Origin of the sequence: Humibacter albus DSM 18994 (genome assembly GCF_000421825.1) — a bacterium.
GTDB lineage: Bacteria > Actinomycetota > Actinomycetes > Actinomycetales > Microbacteriaceae > Humibacter > Humibacter albus.
In genome coordinates, this window is the sequence record NZ_ATXT01000014.1 from 84,533 (window position 1) to 105,627 (window position 21,095).

Sequence of the window (21,095 nt, forward strand, 5' to 3'; positions counted from 1 at the left end):
ACGGGCTCGAGACGGCGACGGCGCGCCCTGCGTATCGTGGCATGCATGCAACAGCGCATCCTGGGCCGCACCGGCCGTTCCGTGTCCATCGTCGGCCTCGGCACCTGGCAGCTCGGTGCCGACTGGGGGAGCGTGAGCGAGAGCGACGCGCTCGCCGTGCTCGAGGCATCCGCCGAGGCCGGTGTCACGTTCTTCGACACGGCCGACGTCTACGGCGACGGTCGCAGCGAGACCATCATCGGGCGGTTCCGCGCCGCGAACGCGGAGCTCCCGCTCACCGTGGCCACGAAGATGGGTCGTCGTCTCGACCAGGTCCCCGAGAACTACACGCTGGCGAACTTCCGCGAGTGGATCGACCGATCCCGTTCCAATCTGCGCATGGACACGCTCGACCTCGTGCAGCTGCACTGCCCGCCCACGGCGGTGTACTCGAGTGACGAAGTATTCGACGCGCTCGACACGCTCGTCGGCGAGGGGGCGATCGCGAACTACGGCGTGAGCGTGGAGCGGTGCGACGAGGCGCTGAAGGCGATCGCGCGGCCGAACGTGGCGAGCGTGCAGATCATCTTCAACGCGTTCCGGCTGAAGCCGCTCGAGAAAGTGCTGCCCACGGCGCTGGATGCCGGTGTCGGCATCATCGCGCGCGTCCCGCTGGCCAGCGGTCTGCTGAGCGGCCGCTACACCAAGGACACCACGTTCGCGCCGCAGGACCACCGCACCTTCAACCGGCACGGTGAGGCGTTCGACGTGGGCGAGACGTTCTCCGGCGTCGACTTCGAAGTCGGTGTCGAGGCGGCGCAGCGGTTCGCGGATGCCGTCGCTTCCGTTCGCGATGCCCGCGGACTCGACTGCGTCGACAAGCTGACGCCCGCCAAGGCGGCCATCGCCTGGGTGACGCAGCAGCCCGGCGTGAGCACGGTCATCCCCGGCGCACGCAACATCGACCAGGCGCGCTCGAACGCCGCCGCCGGATCTGTGGAGGCGCTCGGCGACGAGTTCGACGCCGAGGTGCACGGCATCTACGACGAGTACATCCGCGCCGACGTGCACGACCGTTGGTGAGGCAGGACCGAGCCATGGACGATGACGCCGACGACATCTTCGCCAGTGCCGCGATGGTGGCACCCGCGCCGAAGGATGCCTTTCCCTCCATCGAGCGGCCTGCACGCGAGGTCTATCAGAAGGTGCGCGACGAGCTGCTGCTCGACGGCGTCGCCCGCATGAACCTCGCCACGTTCTGCACCACCTGGCTGGAGCCGGAGGCCGCCCAGCTGATGGCGGACTCGGTGGCCAAGAACATCATCGACAAGGACGAGTACCCGCAGACCGCCGAGATCGAGCGCCGCTGCGTGGCTCTCGTCGCCGACCTCTTTCATGCACCGGACCCGGCGCATGCCACCGGCGTCTCGACGACCGGATCGAGCGAAGCCGCCATGCTCTCCGGGCTCGCCGCCAAGTGGCGCTGGCGAGCCCGACGTGCGGCGGTGGGCGCGGACACGACACGGCCGAACCTGGTCTGCGGCTCGGTGCAGGTGTGCTGGGAGAAGTTCGCGCGGTATTTCGACGTGGAATTGCGCCAGGTCCCGATGCCCGGCGGCCATCTGCTCACACCCGAGGATGCGCTCGCGCACTGCGACGAGAACACGATCGCGGTCGTCGCCACGTTCGGGCAGACCTTCACTGGATTGTTCGAGGACGTCGCCGGCATCGCCGCCGCGCTCGACGACCTGCAGGCACGAACGGGTCTCGACATCCCGCTGCACGTGGACGCGGCATCCGGTGGATTCGTGGCGCCTTTCTGCGCACCGGATGTGCTGTGGGACTTCCGGCTTCCCCGCGTGAAGTCGATCAACGCCTCCGGCCACAAGACCGGCCTGGCGCCGCTCGGCGCGGGGTGGGCGATCTGGCGAGAGACCGGCGATCTGCCGCAGGAGCTCATCTTCGACGTCAACTATCTGGGCGGGAACATGCCGACGTTCACGCTCAACTTCTCCCGCCCCGGCGGCCAGGTGATCACCTCGTACTACCTGTTCCTCCGGCTCGGCCGCGCCGGGTATGCGAAGGTGCAGTCCGCCGCGTACACCGTGGCGCAGCGCATCGCCGCCGGGATCCGCGACCTCGACCGATTCGAGCTGGTCTTCGACGGCGAACCTGAGCACGGCATCCCCGCGGTGACGTGGACGAGCAAGGACGGCGACGACTCCGTGCTGTTCGATCTCGCCCAGCAGCTGCGCATGCGCGGGTGGCTCGTGCCGGCGTACACGCTGCCGCCGGCGCAGGAGTCGCGAGCCGTGCAGCGCGTCGTGGTGCGGCACGGCATGAGCGTGGACATGGCGGATCTGCTGCTGGCGGACATCCGCCGCTGTCTCGACGACCTGTCAGCGCTCCCCGACGGCGTGCACCTGGCGGCTGCAGGCGCAAGCGGGTTCAACCACGACGCGACACCACGCGTCGCGGACGCCTAGCCGAAAGCGAGGCCGCTCAGCTCGGCTGCACGGGCACCGGCTCCGTGTCGGGGATGGGGCTCGCATCGCGGCCGCGCAGATCCGGATGCCATCTCTTGCCGATCAGAGGCACCAGGACTCCCACGATCGCGAACGCCCCGGCCACCCAGAACGCGCCGATCGCCGAGTACTGATCGATGAGGAACCCGGCGATCGCGCTGCCCAGGGCGGCGCCGATGAGCTGTCCCGTTCCGACCCAGCCGTACGCCTCCGCGGTGTCGGAGAACTTCACGCTCGACGCCACGATCGTGAAGATCACGGCGAGAGCGGGTGCGATTCCGGCGCCCGCGATCACCAACAACGCGGCCAGCCACCAGGTGTTGGTGATCCACAGGCTCGCGAGCGCGATGCCCACGAAGACGATGAGCATGCGGCGGGTGAGCGCCCAGGGACCGATCGGCACCGAGCCGAGGGCGAAGCCGCCCGCGAGCGAGCCGAGCGACCAGATGGCGAGCACGATGCCGGCCAGCGATCCGCCGTCGTTGAAGTTCGCGATGACACCGGCTTCGATCGCCGCGCACGATCCGACCAGGAGGAACCCCACGATCGTCGACAGCATCACCGTCGGCCTGCGCAGCACTGCACCGAAGCGACGCTTGCTCGGCGGAATGCGCACCCGTCCCAGCTCGGGGGAGAGGATGAACCATGCACCCCCTCCGACCATCACCGCGGCGCAGACCAGCAGGCCGATCGTCGTGGAGACCTGCGTGGCGATGAAGGTGATGACTACGGGTCCGGCGATCCAGATGATCTCCTGTGCCGAGGCATCCAGCGAGAACAGCGGCGTGAGCAGCCGCGAGTTCACGAGCTTCGGGTAGATGGTTCGCACGGCCGGCTGCACGGGCGGCGTCGCCAGGCCGCCGACGAGCGAGACGGCCATCGTGAGCGGGATCGGCATCACCATCAGCGCCATGAGCACGATCGAGGCGGCGCACACCGCCGTCGTGACGATGAGCACGGGACGCATGCCGACGCGCCCCATCAGACGGCTGGTCAGCGGACCGGCGACGGCCTGGCCGATGCTCGCCGCGGCCAGTACGAGACCGGCGGCGCCGTACGTGTGGTGCACCCGCTCGATGTGCGTCAGGAGCGCGAGGGAGAGCATTCCGCTGGGGAACCGGGCGGTGAGTTGCGCGGCGATGATCCGCCCCACCCCGGGCGTCTTCATCAAGTCCGAATACGCGCTCACCAACCGTCGAGTCTAGGCGGTGATCGGGGGATTTCCGTTGTCTTCTCCATCTTCGATCTTCTGTGGAAAGTGGGGATAACTCGGGCGAACTTATCCCCAACTGTGGACGACACGCCCACAACATCTGGGGTTGGCCGCTGGCGCGCACCCCGCTATATAGTGGTCACACGCCGGTCCCGTTGGGGGCCCCGACGACCGGCAGATCGGCCGAGCGGGCCCGCGAACAGGCGGGAACCCGGTGTCGGAGGTCTGCCGGAAGATACAGGCAGACGGCACGGCGTACGCGGGCTCGGCCCGCGGTTGACACGGGGGAGTTGAAGCGTCGGATCCGAACGAGGGTCCGGGCGTTGTCGCGACCCCGCGCAGATGTGGGGCGATGGATGCTGCGTGCCCGCGGCATCCGAGGCAGAAGTGAGGAAGAGGCGAAGTGACAATCACGGTCGTGAAGCGCAACGGCGAGCGGGAGCCGTACGACGCGAACAAGATCAACATCGCGATCGAGCGCGCGTCGGAGGGGCTCGACGAGAACATCACCTGGGTGACGCAGATCGCCAGCGAGCTGGAGCTGACGCTGTTCGACGGCATCACCACGCAGCAGCTCGACGAGGCGGTCATCCAGGTCGCGCTCCAGAACGTCAAGGACGACCCGGCGTTCGACACGGTGGCCGCCCGGCTTCTGCTGAAGACCATCTACAAGCGGGTGCTCGGCGACTACGAAGACGCCGAGGAGCTCAAGCGACTGCACCGCGAGGGCTTTCGCGCCTACGTCGAGCGCGGCGTCGCCGAGGAACTGCTCGACCCCCGCTTCCCCGATCTCTTCGACCTCGACCGCCTCGCGGCGGCTCTGGAGCCGGCCAACGACGGTCTGCTCAAGTACATCGGGGTCGTCACGCTGAACAACCGCTACGGCATCAAGGCTCGCAACGGCGAACCCCTGGAGGTGCCGCAGTTCTTCTGGATGCGCATCGCCATGGGCCTCTCGCTCAATGAGGCGGACCCGACCGGTATCGCTCTCGAGTTCTACGAGACGATGTCGCGCCTCGACTACCTCGCGGCCGGCTCGACGCTCGTGAACGCCGGCACCAAGTTCCCGCAGCTCTCCAACTGCTTCGTCATGGAGATGCACGACGACATCGAGCACATCGCCAAGAGCGTGCGCGACGTGATGTGGATCACCAAGGGCACCGGCGGCATCGGCCTCTCCGTCACCAAGCTGCGCTCGCAGGGGTCCCCGATCCGCTCCAACAACACCGTGTCGACGGGGCCGATCCCCTTCATGCACACCATCGACTCGGTACTGCGCGCGGTCAGTCGGGGCGGCAAGAAGTTCGGCGCTCTCGCGTTCTACATGGAGAACTGGCACCTCGACTTCCCCGACTTCCTCGACCTGCGCCAGAACTCCGGCGACCCGTACCGCCGCACCCGCACGGCGAACACCGCGGTGTGGATCAGCGACGAGTTCATGAAGCGCGTGCAGCACGACGAGCCGTGGTACCTGTTCGACCCGCTCGAGGTCTCCGATCTCAACGAGCTGTACGGCAAGGCGTTCTCGGAGCGCTACGCGCACTACGCTGCCGAGGCCGAGGCCGGTCGCATGCGCATGTTCAAGAAGCTGCCGGCCCGCCAGCAGTTCAAGGACATCCTGATGAGCCTGCAGACCACGGCGCACCCGTGGCTGACGTGGAAGGACACGATCAACAACCGTGCCCTGAACAACAACACGGGCACCATCCACCTCTCGAACCTGTGCACCGAGATCTGCCTGCCGCAAGACATCGACAACATCGCCGTCTGCAATCTGGCCTCGATCAACCTGTCCCGTCACCTGCAGGACGACGGCACGTTCAACTGGGCGACCATCGAGCGCAGCGCGCGCCTGGCGACTCGCCAGCTCGACAACCTGATCGACATCACGATGTCGTCGGTGCCCGAGGCCGACAACGCGAACATCAACAACCGTGCGATCGGCTTGGGCATCATGGGCTTCACGGATGTCGTCGAGCGGCTGGGTCTGAGCTACGAGTCCGAAGAGGCCTACGACCTCATAGACGAGGTGGCCGAGCGCATCTCGTACTACGCCATCGAGGAGTCGGTCGACCTCGCGACCGAGCGCGGCTCGTACCCGAACTTCGCAGGGTCCCGTTGGTCGCAGGGCATGGTGCCGTTCGACACGCTGGCGATCACCGAGCAGGACCGCGGGGTCGAGATCAAGGTCACGCGCAAGACCCGAATGGACTGGGACGCGCTGCGCCAGCGCGTGAAGGGCGGCATGCGGAACGCGACGCTGATGGCTGTCGCTCCGACGGCATCCATCGGTCTGGTCGCCGGAACCACGCCGGGCTTCGACCCGCAGTTCTCGCAGATCTTCAGCCGTTCCACCTCGAACGGCAAGTTCCTCGAGGTGAACCGCAACCTCGTGCGTGCGCTGCAGGAGCACGGACTGTGGGAGAAGGTGCGTGAGCAGGTGTTGCGCAGCCAGGGAGACATCCAGGGCATCGCGGACATCCCCGACGAGATCAAGCGCGTGTACAAGACGAGCTTCCAGCTGTCGCCCTACGCGTTCCTCGAGGTCGCGGCTCGCGCCCAGAAGTGGATCGACCAGGCGATCAGCCGCAACATCTATCTCGAGTCGCGCGACGTCGGCGACATGGTCGACATCTACGCGGCGGCATGGGAGCGCGGCGTCAAGACGACCTATTACCTGCACGTCAAGCCGCGTCATCAGGCCGAGCAGACCACGGTGCGCGTCAACAAGGCCGAGGAGATCGGCGGAGCGCGCAAGGGCTTCGGCGCCGTGCCCGCCGGAGTCTCCGCGACGGGATCCGGCCAGTCGGATGCCGCCTCACCGGCTCCTGCACGCCGCGGCTTCGGTTTCGGGGGACTCACGAACGGTGGTGAGAAGTGAACGACGAGCTCGAGTACTACGTGCCGGAAGACCCGATGGATGCCCTCCAGTGCGAGTCGTGCCAGTGAGGCACCCGTCAGCTCCCTGAGCGAGCGAAGCGAGTCGAAGGGCCCCTTCGACTCGGCCCTGCGGGCGCCGCTCAGAGAGCCGGGGCCACGCGAAACCAGACGAGACGAGAAAGAGAAAACGAGGCGCAAGCGAAATGGGCATTCTGGGTACCGGCATCGAAGAGGGACTTCTGCTCAAGCCGGTGAAGTACCAGTGGGCGATGGACCTGTACGACCAGGCGGTGGCCAACACGTGGTTCCCCAATGAGGTGCAGCTGGGGGAAGACCTCGCGGACTTCAAGAAGATGACGGACGAGGAACGGCATGCCGTCACGTTCCTGGTCAGCTACTTCAACCCGAACGAGCTTCTCGTGAACAAGGCTCTCGCGTTCGGCGTCTACCCCTATCTCAACGCGGCCGAGGCGCACATGTACCTGGCGAAGCAGATGTGGGAGGAAGCGAACCACTCCATGTCGTTCGAGTACGTGCTCGAGACGTTCCCGATCGACCGCGAGCAGGCGTACGCCTCGCACGTCGACATCCCGTCGATGGCACGCAAGGAGGAGTTCGAGGTCAAGTACATCCGGCGCATGCTCGAGCAGAAGCTCGACGTGACCACGACCGAGGGCAAGCAGGACTTCATCCGCAACCTCGTGGCCTACAACATCATCCTCGAGGGCATCTGGTTCTACTCGGGCTTCATGGTGGCGCTCTCGTTCCGGCAGCGGAACCTGCTGCGCAACTTCGGATCGCTGATCGACTGGATCGTACGGGACGAGTCCCTGCACCTGAAGTTCGGCATGAACCTGATCCTCACGGTGCTGGAGGAGAACCCCGATCTGCAGACGCCGGAGTTCGCTGCCGAGATCAAGCAGATGATCCTGGATGCGGTCGAGATGGAGGAGGCGTACAACAACGATCTCCTGCCCGCCGGCATTCTCGGGCTGAACGCCAACTACATCAATCAGTATGTGAAGTATCTCGCCGACCGTCGGCTCGAGGAGCTCGGTTTCGGGACGGAGTACAACGTGTCGAACCCGGCGAAGTGGATGGCGGCGGCCAACGACACGCTCGAGCTCGTGAACTTCTTCGAGTCGATCAACACGTCGTACGAGTCGAATGCGAAGGCGAGTAGCTGACGGTCGCCTGGCGATTCCCGAAGAGCGCGTGACTGATGACTGAAAAGGGCGTGCTCGTCGCCCTCTGATTCGAGGCGGTGCGGATCTGTTCTGTGCCGCCTCGATCTGTGGCTGTGCTGTGGCTGTGCGGCTGTGCGGCTGTGCGGGCTGTGCGGGCTGTGATCGTGGCTGTGCTGGCTGTGGTCGCGCTCCTGCGACGTATCGAGAGCCGCATGCGAAGCCGCGCGCTGCGCACCGCAAGTGACGTGCCGCAGCTGATCGAGTGACGTGCTGCGGCCGATTGGCTGACGCGCCGCAGCTGATCGGGTGACGTGCTGCGCCTGACGGGCTCACTCGTGCTGCACCCGACGGGCTCACTCGTGCTGCGCCTGACGGGCTCACTCGTGCTGCGCCTGACGGGCTCACTCGTGCTGCACCCGACGGGCTCACTGGTGCTGCGCCCGACGGGCTCACTCGTGCTGCACCTGATCGGGCTCGTTCAGGCGGCACCGTCAGAACGGAACCGCGTGGGTCCGCGTCACGCCGCAAGAAAACGCTTCGGTGGCGGGTCGATACCGGCCCACGCCGCTCGCAGGGCGGCACGTGGCCTCAGCGCGATGGCGGGAGTTCTGCCCGGGGGATGCAGTATGAACTCGCCGAGTTCTTCGCGTGTGATCCGCCAGCCGTGGTGATGGAGCTGCATGTGGTGGAAGCGGCAGAGCAGGATTCCGCGGTCGATATCGGTGCGCCCGTTGTCGGCCATCCACTCGTCGATGTGGTGCGCTTCGCAGTACGACGCGGGGCGGTCGCATCCGTTCCATCGGCATCCGCCATCGCGGACAGCGAGTGCGACTTTCTGCCGGGGCGAGAAGGTGCGCTGCTCACGACCGAGGTAGAGCGGGTTCCCCTTGTGGTCGATCGTGCATTCTCGCGCGCCCGTGCCGCACCGGTACTGGGCGGCCGCCCAGGCCGGAAAGCTGCTGCCGTCCTCTTCGAGGTGCGCCGCGGGAAGTGGGGCACCATTGCCAACCGTGACGGCCGCGTTGTCCGAGTCGATGACCGCCGCGTTGTCCGGGTCGATGACGGTGACGACGCGCACGCCCGCCTGACGCGTTCCGAAGACGGTCTCCGCGTCGGCGAGCGCTCCTGCACGCATCACGTCCATGAGCAGGTCGTAGGCGAGCTGGTCGTTGCTGCGCGGATCGGCCTCGAGCCGTTCGGCACGCGCCTTCTCGGTCGGGTCGATGAATCGCGGGCCGCCGCGCCGTGGCCTCAGCGCGCTGTCGATGATCGTGCGCATCCATGCGGCGCCGTCGTCATCGAACGAGAAGAAGCCGCGCGTGGTCCCGTCGTCACCGGTGCGCAGCCGGAAGGATCGTGCCTCGTGCCGGGCGGCGAACCGCTCCTCGGCTCCGATCGGATCGAGCCGGTCCCTGATCGATCGTGCGGCTCGAAGCAGCTCCTCGACAGTCCTACTCCCGGCCTCCTCGATCAGCTGCTCCGCCGCAGCAGCCCAGGCAGCACGCGCGTCGTCGTTGAAAGAAGTCGCGCCGTCCACGCTGGCGTCGGTGTTTCCGCCGTCAGCTGCACCCTCGCCCTCGCTGACGGATGCCATCGGTGGTTCCCCGAGACCGCGCAGGATCGCGTCGTGCTGGTCCGTCACGAGGATGCCTGCCAGGAGCGCACGACCTAGGCACGCGTGCCACGGCAGGCCGCTTTCATGAGGTGACCCGTCGGGATCCGTCGCCCGGGTTTCGGTCGGGGCGGTCGCATCGGTGTCGCCGTCGCCGGCAGCCAGAAGCGATTCACCGACCCTGACCTGTTTCAAGGCCCCGCCGCGCGACATGCCGGTCAGCTTCTGCACGAGCTCCACCGGTGTGCGGTGGCCCTCGGACTGAGCGAGTCCGCCATGGCCGCGCTCCCGCGTGGAACGCGAGGCGACCACACCGCTCGCGACGGTGCGGATCTTCTCCATCGTCGCGATCACGGCAGTGGCTTCGGTGAGCACGCTCAGCACGCGTTCGTCGCTGAGTGTCGCCGCGGCAGTGGCCAACCGACCGGCGTCGTGGACGTCTCCGAGCGCATTGCGCAGGCACGCCACGTGCTGCGCTGCGTCGGAGAAGATGTCCATACCTGATATTCTCAGGAGCCACTGACATTCGAAGGTGTGATCGAGTGCGCCGAACCAGCAGTGAGGTCACAGAACGATAACGAAGCGAACTCGGGAGCCGCAGGTCGGATCGTCGCAGACCGGTTCGAAGGAGTGCTATGACGTTGACGGGGCGAGGATCAGGTCGGCCGCTTCAGCCGTACTTCTGGCCATGAGGGTCGGTCGATAAGACTTCATCAGCGGCCGGTCACCGGCGGCGATCCAGATCGTTCGCAGGCCTGCCGCCGCACCTCCCGCGACATCGTGTTCGAGGCTGTCGCCGACCATCCATCCTTCAAGCGGGTGGCCCATGCGACGCGCCAGAATTCTGAATATCTCGGGGTCGGGCTTGCGCACACCCACTTCCTCTGAGATGACCCATGCATCGACGAGACTCGCGAGCCCGGTTGCCCGGATCTTGCCTTCCTGGTTCGCGACCGTGCCGTTCGTTGCGATTCCGAGGGACCATCCCGCTGCACGAAGCCTACGCAGGGCCTCGCGATCCGCGTCTGCGCAGCGAACAAGCTCGGGCATCCGGCGACGATACGCAGCCGCGATGTCTTCACCCGTGACACGCAGAGACCAGTCCTCAGCAATGTCTTGGAAGAGCGATCCCTTCGGCCTTCGTTCTCTTAGCCTGAGCGCGATGCTCTCGGCGGCGGCATCGGGCAGCTTCCAATCCTCAACGAACTCTGCAGCCCAGGCCTGCGCTGCTGCGACCTGGTCTACGAGAGTCCCATCAAGATCGCACACAACCAGCACGCGTTCACTCTTGCAGACAGGCGGAACCCGCTTCGACACCGGAGACGGATCTGTCAGCGGAAAACGCATGGTGCACGTGCCGCGTCTTTGAGCGTCAAAGCCTCGTGATCGGCAGCCGTCCGGTGCGCGAGCAGAGTTCCACGATGGGAGTTCCCTTCCGCCCGCCTTACTCACGCCGCCAGGTACCGCCGCGTCGCCAGCGTGCGCTCCACGCTCGTCCACGACATCGAGACGGCGAGATAGACCGACGCCGCCACCGGAGCGACCGCGGCGAACACGACGGTGAGCAGAGGCATCCAGCTGAGCACGCGGGCGACCCGGCTCGGCACGGGAGCACCAGGATCCATGGCGCGCGCAGTGCGCAGCGCGAGGTGCCGGGAGACGATGGCCACGGCGACGATCACCGCGAGCAGTGCGAGCGGGACCGCGAGTTGCCCGATCGCACCGGCTCCGACCAGTGCGGCAAAGGATGCCCCGAGCGGCGTTCCGAGAATCGTGTGCGCCAGCAGCGCGTTGGCGTGGCCGGCGACGCTCGCGCGGGTGAACACGCCGTACACGACGGAGACGACGGGGAGCTGCAGTAGCGATGGAAGCATCCCGGCGAACGGCGAGACGCCCTCCGATGCGTAGAGCTCCTGCGTCCTGCGGGCGAGCAGTGCGGCATCCTTGCGGTGCCGGCGCTGCAGCTCGCGGATGCGCGGCGCGAGCCGTGCACGTGCCACCTGTGCTCGGGCGTTCGCCAGCCCGGCCGGAATGAGGGCAGCACGCACGGCGAGGGTCACGATGCCGACCGCGGCGAGCACCGCGAGGCCGCTCGGCACAATGCCGGCCAGCGTGTCCGCGAGGCCGGTGATGAGCGCTGCCGCGCCATCGAGCACGGCGGCGAAGGGAGGAAAGGAGAAGGGATCCATGAGTAAGTCCTGACGGGTCGTGAAGGTGATCGATAGGGGTCGTGAAGGTGATCGATAGGGATGTTCGATGAGGGTGAACCGGCGGTCACCGCCACGAGCTGACGGGCTCGGAGGGGTCCCGAGGAGCCCGGAAGGGCCCGAGACGGTGGCGGTGATTGTGACGGTGAGCGCGACGGTGACGATGACGGTGACGCCGGATCGCGTCGTCGGAGCTCAGTGAGAAGAACTGCGAGGGAAGAACTCGGAGAAGAGAACTCGGAGAAGAGAGCTCAGAGAAAACACGAGCTCAGAGAAGACGCGAGCTCGGAAGAGACTCGGAGAAGACGAGCTTCCGAAAAAAGAGCAGCGAACGCACGACCTACAGCGCGAGCGACGGCGGACGCGGGCGCATCAGGGCGCGGACATCCGCGTGAGTGGGGGAGGACTCGACCGTCGACTCGAGCCACGCATCGCGCGCCGAAGAGACCCGCACCGCTCGCGTGCGGGCGCTGGCCGTCGCGACCAGTTGCACGACCGCGACGGCGATCGCCGCCGTGAGCGCGACGGCCAGAAGCAGGCTCGTCGCCGTGGTGGCCGTCGCGGTGGTGGCTGCCGCCGGCGTCAGCCCGAACCCGGCCGCCGCGACGAGCGCGGCGAGCAGCACGGGGAGCAGACGGCGGACCATGCGACGATCCTAGGCGGTCCGCGTGGTCGTCGGTGCGGTCGCGGTCGGCGCGGTCGTGGTCGGCGGGGCCGAGGTCGGCGGGGTCGAGGCCGGCGTCGTCGAGCCCGGCGCGCCGCCCGCGCGGGTGTGCATTCGGAAGTCGTAGCGCGCCGGCGGCGGGAACTCTCGCGCGGCACGCTCCCGGAAGGCGTCGTCGATCTCGCCGCGGATTCCCTCCGCCGCGGCGAGCCGCGCCGCCTGGTAGTCGATCCAGAGCGCGTCGAGCGAGCTCTCGCCCTCTTTCAGATCCGGAATCTCGATGCCCTCCTCGAGCATCCGGCCGCACTCGGTGAGCTCACCCCGTACGAGCAGGGCGCGAGCGCGGGCGAACCGCACTCGACCATCGGCCCGCGCGGCGGCATCCAACGAGTCGATGAGCGCGAGCGCGTCGGAAGGCCGATCGGCCACGAGCAGCTGACGGCACGCCTCCACGGTGAGGGGAAGCAGGTGCGGCAGCAGGCCGCGGGCGCGAGCGTAGGCCTTCGCCGCCGCCTCGTGGTCGTCGTCACGAACCGCCGCGACGGCGAGGTTGCGCCACGCCCAGCCGTTCTCGCGCTCGGCGATGGATGCCCGCCACGCCTCGGTCGCAGCATCCCACCTTCCGTCCGCCGCCGCGAGCACGCCCTCCTGCAGACGCGCACGCCAGCCGGGGACCCCGCTCACGATCGGCACCCACGCCGGATCCGCCTGGTAAGAGAGCGGAGCGATCGCGGGATCGAGCTCCGGGGACGGAACGCTCTCCGCGTCCAACGCCGCCGCCCACCACTCCTGCTCGGGCCCGAGGTCGGGCCCGGGGAACGGCGTGACCGCGTCGGAGAGCGCGGGCTCGCCCACCTGCCGGCGCCGGACATTTTCCAGAGCACCCCAGCCGGAGGCGCGCTGCAGCGTCTGCACGATCTCGTCCCGCGTCGTGTCGCGCCGGGACTCGCGCTCGAGCGCGTCGGCCGCGCCCGCCCGTTCGAGCGCGAGCGCGGTGGCCGCGACGGCAGCATCCCACGGGCCGTGGGCGGCCGCAGCGTCGGCCTCGGCCAATCCGTACGCCTCGGTCCACCGCCAGGTCGCCCCCGCGGGCATCGGCAGGTGCTCGAGCTGCGTGCGCGCCAAACCCGCCTGGATCTCCAGATACGGATGCTCGCCCTCCGTCAACCAGCGCTGCCAGTGCCTGCTTCCCGGCCCGGTGCCCCAGAAGAACAGCTTGCGGCCGCGCAGCTCCCGGGTGGATGCCTGGAACAGTCCCCGCCCAGAGCCGTCGAGTGCGGCGATCCACGGCATCGGCGCACGTTCGAGCTCGAAGAAGTAGTCGGCGGCATCCCGAGACCGCGTCGTGTAGCTGCGGTCGACGCCCTCGCCGTCTGCACGGTCACCGTCGTCGGGGAACGGCACGCGCGACAGCGTGCCCTCATAGCCGAACCGGTACGCCTCGGTGCCGGGCGTGATCACGCGCACGTCGTCGCTCTCCGGCACCGCGATGTTCGACCACCAGTAGACCGGAACCCCGATGTCTTTCGGGTTGCGAATGGTCACCGAGGCCAGCAGCAGCGGTCGGTCGGGGGCCAGCGAGAAGTCCAGGCGCACGACGAGTCCGCGCATCCGCTCGTACTCGTAGAGCCGCAGCGCCTCCGAACCGTCGGGCCGTCGAACGCGCACCGCGTGCAGCGGAGAGCAGGTGAGCGGCCAGTGCCCCGTCGTGCCGAGGTTCCACTCCACACCGCCCGCGAACCAGGCGTTGCGCAGGGCGAGGTTCGCCGGCCGGAACACCGGGTTGGAGTGCAACAGCTGGCGACCGGAGCGCTTGTCGATCAGCGACCACAGGCGTCCGCCGAGACCTATCAGGAACGTGGCGCGCATCCGCTCGTCCTCCAGAACTGCCACCGGATGCCGCGTGGGAACCAGTTCCCGCCCGTACCCGTTCTGCAGCAGATACGGCAACACGGTGGGCGCCTTGCCGTACGCGAGCCCGCGCAGCATCTCGTCGTCGAGGCCGGTGCCCGCGGCATCCGCGTGCAGATCGGCGCCCTCGGCCAGTGGCGGAAGCGGATCCGGTGCTCCGAGCGCGCCGGAGGGCAGGACGAGTTCGTCGAGACGCACGCGCGAAAGCGAGGGGATGCTCATGACCGCCCATCGTCGCAGAGGGAACGGCTCGGCTCCGCCTGGCGCGCGATTCCTGCGCGAACGCGCACGCTCGTGCACGAATCGTGTGTATGCGTTTCCATCGAATAACGATCGCCCCGGCGTGGTCGCCCCCGATGCAACGTGAGAGTTCGTCCTGTGTTAGGACGGGAGAACCCGTGAAAACGTGCGATCGGTCTGTGCGTCGTCACAGGCGGTCCCCGATCGGCCAGCAGAGATCGGCCAGCAGAGAGGCTCACACCGAATGAAATCGGCATCTTCCCGTCGCTCACGCGTCCTCATCGGCGCGTCCGCACTTGCCGTGACCGCCCTGGCGCTCACCGGATGCTCCGGCTCCGGTTCGAGCGGATCCTCCGGCGGATCCATCACCATCGGCACCACCGACAAGACGACCAGCCTCGACCCGGCCGGCTCGTACGACAACGGCTCGTTCGCCGTGATGAACCAGGTCTACCCGTTCCTCATGAACACGCCGTACGGCAGCCCGGACGTCAAGCCGGACATCGCCTCGTCGGCCTCGTTCACCTCGCCCACCGAGTACACGGTGACGCTCAAGAAGGGGCTGAAGTTCGCGAACGGTCACGATCTGACGTCGTCCGACGTGAAGTTCACGTTCGAGCGCCAGCTGAAGATCAACGACCCGAACGGTCCGGCATCCCTGCTCGGCAACCTCAAGGACGTCACCACCCCGAACAAGCTGACCGCGGTCTTCCACCTCAAGGTGGCCAACGACCAGACGTTCCCGCAGGTGCTCTCCAGCCCGGTCGGACCGATCGTCGACGAGCAGGTCTTCTCCGCCAGCAAGGTGACGAGCGACAACGACATCGTCAAGGGCGATGCGTTCGCCGGCCAGTACTACATCAAGTCGTTCAAGGTGAACAACCTGATCCAGTTCAAGGCGTTCGACGGTTACGACGGCCTGCTCGGCAAGGCCAAGACCGGCACCGTGAACATGAAGTACTACACGAACGCGTCGAACATGAAGCTGGACATTCAGCAGGACAACATCGACGTCGCGTACCGCCAGCTGTCGGCCACCGACATCGAGAGCCTGCGCGGTGACAAGAAGGTCAAGGTCGTCGACGGCCCCGGCGGGGAGATCCGCTATATCGTGTTCAACTTCAACACGATGCCGTACGGCGCCAAGACCCCCGACGCCGATCCGGCGAAGTCGCTGGCCGTGCGTCAGGCGGCAGCCGACCTTCTCGACCGCGCCGCGATCGCGAAGCAGGTGTACAAGAACACCTACACGCCGCTGTACTCCTACGTGGCCAAGGGTCTGACCGGTGCGACCGACTCGCTCAAGTCGCTCTACGGCGACGGCAACGGCGGTCCTTCGCTCGAGAAGGCGAAGAAGACGCTGGAGGATGCCGGCGTCACGACCCCGATCAGCCTCAGCCTGCAGTACACGCCGGATCACTACGGCCCGTCGTCCGCCGACGAGTACGCCATGATCAAGGACCAGCTGGAGAACGGCGGCCTGTTCAAGGTGAACCTCGCCTCGACCGAGTACGTGCAGTACTCGAAGGATCGCGTCGCCGACGTCTATCCGGCCTACCAGCTCGGCTGGTTCCCGGACTACTCCGACGCCGACAACTACCTCACGCCGTTCTTCTCGAAGGACAACTTCCTGGCGAACCACTACGACAACGCCGAGGTGCAGAAGCTCATCACGCAGCAGGTCGGGACCACGAACAAGGATGCCCGCACCAAGCTGATCGAGCAGATCCAGGACAAGGTGGCGCAGAACCTCTCCACGCTGCCGTACCTCCAGGGCTCACAGGTAGCGGTCACCGGCGCCAACGTGCACGGCGTCACGCTCGACGCCTCGTTCAAGCTGCACGTCGCGCCGATCTACAAGAAGTAACGTCGTAGCCACGACACCCACAGGCCGGCCCGGTCACCCAGACCGGGCCGGCCGGTGCGTCGCCTGGTGCGTCGCGCCGTCGACCCGAGGACGCCCATGACAGCCCTGATCGATCAGGAACCCGCCCTTCCAGCCGCCGACCCCATTCCGCGCGAGAAGAAGAGCGGTGGGGGCGGGCTGCTGCGCTACATCATCATCCGCTTCCTGCTGATCATCCCCACGGTGTTCATCCTGGTGACGGTCGTCTTCTTCTTGATGCGCTCCACCGGCGACCCGATCACGGCGGCGCAGGGAGGCAGGCTTCCTCCCGCGGAGCTGGCGAAGCGCATCCATGAGGCCGGCTACGACCAGCCGCTCATCCTGCAGTACTTCCAGTACCTCGGCCAGATCTTCACCGGCAACTTCGGCACCACGTTCAGCGACCACCAGCAGGTGACGACGGTTCTCGTCACCTACGGCGCCGCGACGCTCGAGCTCGCGTTCTATGCGCTGATCGTGGCGTTCATCGTGGGCATTCCGCTCGGCATGCTCGCCGCCTACCTGCGCGATCGGGGCTGGGATGCCGGCCTGCGTATCTTCGCCATCCTCTGCTACGCGACACCGGTGTTCTTCGCCGGCCTGCTTCTCAAGCTCATCTTCTCCGTGTGGCTCGGCTGGCTGCCCGTCTCCGGCCGCGCGTCGACCGGGGACGAGCTCACCATGCAATCGCTCGATCATCCGAGCGGCATCTACCTCATCGACGCGTTCCAGACGGGCGATCCGGCGGTCGTCGGCGACGTGCTCGCGCACGCGGTGCTCCCGGGCATCGCCCTCGGATTCCTGACCGCCGGCGTGTTCCTGCGGCTGGTGCGCACGAACATGATCAGCACGCTGTCGACCGACTACGTGGCATCCGGACGGTCTCGGGGCGTTGGCGAGTTCCGGCTCGTGCGCAAGCATGCGTACCGGCCCGCGCTCATCCCGATCATCACGGTGATGGGCCTGCAGATCGCCCTGCTGCTCGGTGGCGCCGTGCTCACAGAGACGACCTTCGAGTGGAAGGGCCTCGGCTTCCAACTGGCGCAGTACCTCCAAGCGAGGGACTACGTCGCGGTGCAGGGCATCGTGGCCATGCTGGCCGTGATCGTCGCCATCACGAACTTCGTCGTCGACGTGATCGCGGCGCTCATCGACCCGAGAGTGAGGTACTGAGATGGCCACCGCTGCCGCGCCCGCCTCTCGTCCCGCCAAACGGCCGCTGCTGGAGCGGCTGCCGATCATCCACCAGTTGCGGCAGTCCATGGGCGTTCAGCGCGGGATGCTCGTGACGGGCCTGGTCATCACCGTCGTCTTCGTGCTCGTGGCGATCTTCGCCCCACTGATCGCGCCCTACGGGTTCGCGCAGCTGCACGGAGCGAACGGCAAGGACTTCGGATCCCAGCAGCCGCCGAGCCCCGAGCACATCTGGGGCACCACCGTCGGTGGCTACGATGTCTTCTCGCGCGTGATCTGGGGAGCTCAGACGGCCGCCATCGTCATCATCGTGGCGGTCGTGCTCTCGATCTTCATCGGCGTGCTGATCGGTCTGGTCTCCGGCTATCTCGGCGGCTGGATCGATCGCGTTCTCGTCGTGGTCTGCGACGCGATCTACGCTTTCCCGACGCTGCTGCTGGCCATCGTGATGTCGATCGTGATCTCGGGCGGGCAGTCCAGCCTGTGGGGCGGCATCTTCGCGGCCGCCATCTCGATCACGGTCGTCTACATACCGCAGTACTTCCGCGTCATCCGTGCCGAGGCGGTGCGCATCAAGGCGGAGGCGTACGTGGAATCCGCCAAGGTCGTGGGGGCGAGTACCGGGCGCATCATGTTCAAGCACGTGTTCCGCAACTCCACGCGCACGCTACCGCTGATCTTCACTCTGAACGCCTCGGAGGCCATCCTCACGCTGGCCGGCCTCGGCTTCCTCGGGTTCGGCATCGAGCCGTCCTCCGCCGCCGAGTGGGGCTACGACCTCAACAAGGCGATCGCCGACGTCACGAGCGGCATCTGGTGGACGGGACTGTACCCGGGCCTCGCGATCGTGCTCGTCGTGCTCGGCATCACGCTGGTGGGCGAGAGCATGAACGATCTCGCCGATCCGCGGCTGCGCGGACGGCGGGCCGTGGCGGCCGCCGACGGCGAGACCGCCGACATCAGTGTCGTCCCCGGCGGACCGAACGAGGCCCCCGGCGGGCTGGAAGGACTCGAGCCGGGCGCCGGCATCGAGGCGGAGGGAATCGAGGTGCGCGAGTGAGCGCGACGTCCAGCGGCAGGGATGCGGTGCGCATCGAGAACCTCTCCGTGTCGTTCTCGACCGACGCGGGCGCGGTGCGGGCCGTCGACAGGGTGAGCCTGCGCGTCGCCCCCGGCGAGGTGCTCGCCATCGTGGGAGAGTCCGGCAGCGGCAAGACCGTGACCGCTCGCACCATCTTGGGCCTGCTGCCCGAGACGGCGACGTCCTCCGGTGCGGTGCTGCTGAGCACCGATCGCGGCGACGTGGACGTCGTCACGCTCAGCAACAAGCAGCTGCGTCAGGTGCGCGGCCCCGCCGTGTCCATGGTGTTCCAGGAGCCGTCCACCGCGCTGAACCCGGTCTACAAGGTGGGCTGGCAGATCGCCGAGGGGCTACGAGCCCACGGCCGCGTCTCGAAGAAGGCGGCGCGGGCCGAGGCGATCGACATTCTGCGCAAGGTCGGCATCCCGGATCCGGAGACGCGCGTCGACTACTACCCGCACCAGTTCTCCGGCGGCCAGAAGCAGCGCATCGTCATCGCGATGGCGCTCGTGCTCGGACCGCGGCTCATCGTGGCCGACGAGCCGACGACCGCGCTCGATGTCACGGTGCAGGCCGAGATCCTCGACCTGCTGCGCCGCTGCCGTGAGGAGTTCGGCTCGGCGATCGTGCTCATCACGCACAACATGGGCGTCGTCGCCGACCTCGCCGATCGTGTCGCGGTGATGTACAACGGGCAGCTCGTGGAGCAGGCGGACGTCAACACGATCTTCGCCGATCCCCAGGAGGACTACACGAAGCACCTGCTCTCCGCCGTGCCGCGCATCGGCGAGGGCACCGTGCAGGCCGCCGAGCGTGCGGCGGCCCGACCGGCCGGCTGGGCCGAGGCGGAGCCGGTGGTGCGGGCATCCGGGCTTCGCATCCAGTACCCCGGGCGGCTCGGGCAGAAGGGCTTCGTCGCCGTCGACGGCGTCGACTTCACCATCCGGCCCGGCGAAGTGCTGGGGCTGGTGGGGGAGTCCGGTTCGGGCAAGACCACCATCGGCCGCGCGATCGCCGGGCTCACGAAGGTGACCGGAGGCTCGTTGAAGGTGCTCGGGCACGAGATGAACGGTGTGGCGGAGCGCAAGTTCCGCAGCGTGCGCGACCGCATCGGCTTCGTGTTCCAGGATCCCGCGTCCAGCTTCAACCCGCTGCTGACCATCGCGCAGTGCGTCGCCGAGCCGTTCATCGTGCACGGCAGGGCGGCGAACGCGGCGGATGCCCGTTCTCGCGTCGACGAGCTGCTGGAAGCCGTGCAGCTGCCGCGGTCGTTCGGGGACAGGTTCCCGCATGAGCTCTCCGGCGGTCAGCGGCAGCGCGCCAGCCTCGCCAGGGCGATCGCGCTCACGCCGCCGCTGCTCATCGCGGACGAGCCGACGAGCGCGCTCGACGTCTCGGTACAACAGCGCGTGCTCGAGGTGTTCCGCGATCTGCAGGACGAGTTCGGCTTCGCCTGCCTGTTCATCAGCCACGACCTGGCCGTCGTCGACATCGTCGCGGATCGGATCGCGGTGATGCACCACGGCCGGCTCGTCGAGGAGGGGACGGGCGAGCAGGTGCTGGGCGACCCGCAGGATGCCTACACGCGCAAGCTGCTGGCATCCCTCCCTGTTCCCGACCCGGTCGAGCAGGCCGCGCGGCGTGAAGCGCTGCAGGCGATCGTCGCCGAGGGCTGAAGACAGCCCAGGCCCGGCGCGGTGGCGCGTGTCGTCATGTGACGCCTCGGTACGCCGGCCGCCGTCGGCGCGTTTAGGCTCGTGGGGGCGCCGCGCATGCGCACGCCCGCGAGAGTGAGAGGACAGACCGCATGACCGAGCCCCTTCGCGTCGTCGCCGTCTCGGGCAGCCTGCACAACCCGTCGAAGACGGACGTGCTGATCGACGAGGTGCTGCGGCAGCTGAACGAGGTTCTGGACATCTCGTCGCACGTCATCCGCATCACGGACATCGGTCCGAAGTTCGCCGGTGTGCTGAACCGCAAGGAGCTGCCGCGCGAGGTCGAGGACGAGCTGCGGCTCGTGGAGACGGCGGATCTGCTCGTGGTCGCCTCGCCGGTGTACCGAGCGTCTTTCACGGGTCTGTTCAAGCACTTCTTCGACTTCGTCGACCAGTACGCCCTCGTCGACACCCCGGTGCTGCTGGGCGCCACCGGCGGGAGCGAGCGGCACTCGCTCATCGTCGAACATCAGCTGCGGCCGCTCTTCGGGTTCTTCCAGGCGCTGACGCTGCCGGTCGGCGTCTACGCGCACGAGTCTGACTTCGACGGCTATCGCATCGACTCGCCGCTCCTGAAGGAGCGGATCAAGACATCCATTCGCCGCGGACTGCCGCTCATCACCTCGAGCGTGCAGGAGAAGAGGCGCATCCGCGAGGCGCTCGAGACGGGCGAGAGCGTCGACTCCGGGGTGGCGCCGGCGGAACCCCAACGCACGGTTCGCCTGTTCACGTGAGGCGTCCGGACGAAACGTCCGCGAAACGCGCCACGCGTAGCCTGTTCGCCGGGCGCTCGAGACCCGAT

Annotated in this window: 15 protein-coding genes; 9 read left to right on the top strand and 6 right to left on the bottom strand. The window is 67.5% G+C overall.

The features are described from left to right. Positions 1 to 45 precede the first annotated feature (45 nt). Together H623_RS0107915 and gad are read left to right on the top strand one after the other, a co-directional pair. Entirely contained in the window at positions 46 to 1,062 is a 1,017-nt protein-coding gene (locus tag H623_RS0107915; protein ID WP_022900401.1) for an aldo/keto reductase, read from the top strand. A 14-nt stretch (positions 1,063 to 1,076) separates the two neighbouring features. Then, positions 1,077 to 2,465 (top strand): glutamate decarboxylase, encoded by a 1,389-nt coding sequence (gad, locus tag H623_RS18580; protein WP_022900402.1) that lies wholly within the window; start codon positions 1,077 to 1,079, stop codon positions 2,463 to 2,465. A gap of 16 nt (positions 2,466 to 2,481) precedes the next feature. Here the strand turns inward: gad and H623_RS0107925 are convergent, their stop codons facing one another. Then, positions 2,482 to 3,693: an MFS transporter gene (locus tag H623_RS0107925; RefSeq protein ID WP_022900403.1), complete on the bottom strand. Its 1,212-nt coding sequence runs from the start codon at positions 3,691 to 3,693 to the stop codon at positions 2,482 to 2,484. 427 nt (positions 3,694 to 4,120) lie between these two features. Between H623_RS0107925 and H623_RS0107930 the strand changes: the two genes are divergently transcribed. Further along, positions 4,121 to 6,598 carry a ribonucleoside-diphosphate reductase subunit alpha gene (locus H623_RS0107930; protein ID WP_022900404.1) on the top strand — a complete coding sequence of 826 codons (2,478 nt, stop codon included), beginning with the start codon at positions 4,121 to 4,123 and terminating at the stop codon, positions 6,596 to 6,598. 202 nt (positions 6,599 to 6,800) lie between these two features. After that, complete coding sequence (locus H623_RS0107935) at positions 6,801 to 7,784, top strand: ribonucleotide-diphosphate reductase subunit beta (RefSeq protein WP_022900405.1); 984 nt, start codon at positions 6,801 to 6,803, stop codon at positions 7,782 to 7,784. A 517-nt stretch (positions 7,785 to 8,301) separates the two neighbouring features. Here the strand turns inward: H623_RS0107935 and H623_RS0107945 are convergent. The 5 genes from H623_RS0107945 to H623_RS18585 all read right to left on the bottom strand — a co-directional run bounded on the left by H623_RS0107945 (position 8,302) and on the right by H623_RS18585 (position 14,400). After that, positions 8,302 to 9,894: an HNH endonuclease signature motif containing protein gene (locus H623_RS0107945; RefSeq protein WP_022900407.1), complete on the bottom strand. Its 1,593-nt coding sequence runs from the start codon at positions 9,892 to 9,894 to the stop codon at positions 8,302 to 8,304. A 135-nt stretch (positions 9,895 to 10,029) separates the two neighbouring features. Continuing rightward, entirely contained in the window at positions 10,030 to 10,743 is a 714-nt protein-coding gene (locus H623_RS21400) for an HAD family hydrolase (protein WP_084485808.1), read from the bottom strand. A gap of 101 nt (positions 10,744 to 10,844) precedes the next feature. Continuing rightward, positions 10,845 to 11,585: a YidC/Oxa1 family membrane protein insertase gene (locus tag H623_RS0107955; RefSeq protein ID WP_022900409.1), complete on the bottom strand. Its 741-nt coding sequence runs from the start codon at positions 11,583 to 11,585 to the stop codon at positions 10,845 to 10,847. Between the two features lie 358 nt (positions 11,586 to 11,943). Further along, the gene (locus H623_RS0107960; protein WP_022900410.1) at positions 11,944 to 12,249 is read right to left on the bottom strand and encodes a hypothetical protein; all 306 of its coding nucleotides are present in this window, start codon (positions 12,247 to 12,249) and stop codon (positions 11,944 to 11,946) included. A gap of 9 nt (positions 12,250 to 12,258) precedes the next feature. Further along, the gene (locus H623_RS18585; RefSeq protein WP_022900411.1) at positions 12,259 to 14,400 is read right to left on the bottom strand and encodes a DUF5107 domain-containing protein; all 2,142 of its coding nucleotides are present in this window, start codon (positions 14,398 to 14,400) and stop codon (positions 12,259 to 12,261) included. Between the two features lie 262 nt (positions 14,401 to 14,662). Here H623_RS18585 and H623_RS0107970 point away from each other — a divergent pair, with 262 nt between their 5' ends. The 5 genes from H623_RS0107970 to msuE all read left to right on the top strand — a co-directional run bounded on the left by H623_RS0107970 (position 14,663) and on the right by msuE (position 21,027). Continuing rightward, a complete protein-coding gene (locus H623_RS0107970) occupies positions 14,663 to 16,285 on the top strand; it encodes an ABC transporter substrate-binding protein (protein ID WP_022900412.1) in 1,623 nt (540 codons plus the stop codon). A gap of 96 nt (positions 16,286 to 16,381) precedes the next feature. Then, positions 16,382 to 17,476 carry an ABC transporter permease gene (locus tag H623_RS0107975; RefSeq protein WP_022900413.1) on the top strand — a complete coding sequence of 365 codons (1,095 nt, stop codon included), beginning with the start codon at positions 16,382 to 16,384 and terminating at the stop codon, positions 17,474 to 17,476. Position 17,477: 1 nt separating this feature from the next. Then, positions 17,478 to 18,557: an ABC transporter permease gene (locus H623_RS0107980; RefSeq protein WP_022900414.1), complete on the top strand. Its 1,080-nt coding sequence runs from the start codon at positions 17,478 to 17,480 to the stop codon at positions 18,555 to 18,557. Further along, positions 18,554 to 20,254 carry a dipeptide ABC transporter ATP-binding protein gene (locus H623_RS0107985; RefSeq protein ID WP_022900415.1) on the top strand — a complete coding sequence of 567 codons (1,701 nt, stop codon included), beginning with the start codon at positions 18,554 to 18,556 and terminating at the stop codon, positions 20,252 to 20,254. Before H623_RS0107980 ends, H623_RS0107985 begins: the two co-directional genes overlap by 4 nt. Before the next feature lie 131 nt (positions 20,255 to 20,385). Further along, a complete protein-coding gene (msuE, locus tag H623_RS18590) occupies positions 20,386 to 21,027 on the top strand; it encodes an FMN reductase (RefSeq protein ID WP_022900416.1) in 642 nt (213 codons plus the stop codon). Positions 21,028 to 21,095 lie beyond the last annotated feature (68 nt).

Bases quoted from the DNA above. Each gene is read 5' to 3' on its own strand.
- H623_RS0107915 (WP_022900401.1), top strand. From the start codon at position 46: ATGCAACAGCGCATCCTGGGCCGCACCGGCCGTTCCGTGTCCATCGTC.
- gad (WP_022900402.1), top strand. From the start codon at position 1,077: ATGGACGATGACGCCGACGACATCTTCGCCAGTGCCGCGATGGTGGCA.
- H623_RS0107935 (WP_022900405.1), top strand. From the start codon at position 6,801: ATGGGCATTCTGGGTACCGGCATCGAAGAGGGACTTCTGCTCAAGCCG.
- H623_RS0107945 (WP_022900407.1), bottom strand. From the start codon at position 9,894: ATGGACATCTTCTCCGACGCAGCGCAGCACGTGGCGTGCCTGCGCAAT.
- H623_RS21400 (WP_084485808.1), bottom strand. From the start codon at position 10,743: ATGCGTTTTCCGCTGACAGATCCGTCTCCGGTGTCGAAGCGGGTTCCG.
- H623_RS0107955 (WP_022900409.1), bottom strand. From the start codon at position 11,585: ATGGATCCCTTCTCCTTTCCTCCCTTCGCCGCCGTGCTCGATGGCGCG.
- H623_RS0107960 (WP_022900410.1), bottom strand. From the start codon at position 12,249: ATGGTCCGCCGTCTGCTCCCCGTGCTGCTCGCCGCGCTCGTCGCGGCG.
- H623_RS18585 (WP_022900411.1), bottom strand. From the start codon at position 14,400: ATGAGCATCCCCTCGCTTTCGCGCGTGCGTCTCGACGAACTCGTCCTG.
- H623_RS0107970 (WP_022900412.1), top strand. From the start codon at position 14,663: ATGAAATCGGCATCTTCCCGTCGCTCACGCGTCCTCATCGGCGCGTCC.
- H623_RS0107975 (WP_022900413.1), top strand. From the start codon at position 16,382: ATGACAGCCCTGATCGATCAGGAACCCGCCCTTCCAGCCGCCGACCCC.
- H623_RS0107980 (WP_022900414.1), top strand. From the start codon at position 17,478: ATGGCCACCGCTGCCGCGCCCGCCTCTCGTCCCGCCAAACGGCCGCTG.
- msuE (WP_022900416.1), top strand. From the start codon at position 20,386: ATGACCGAGCCCCTTCGCGTCGTCGCCGTCTCGGGCAGCCTGCACAAC.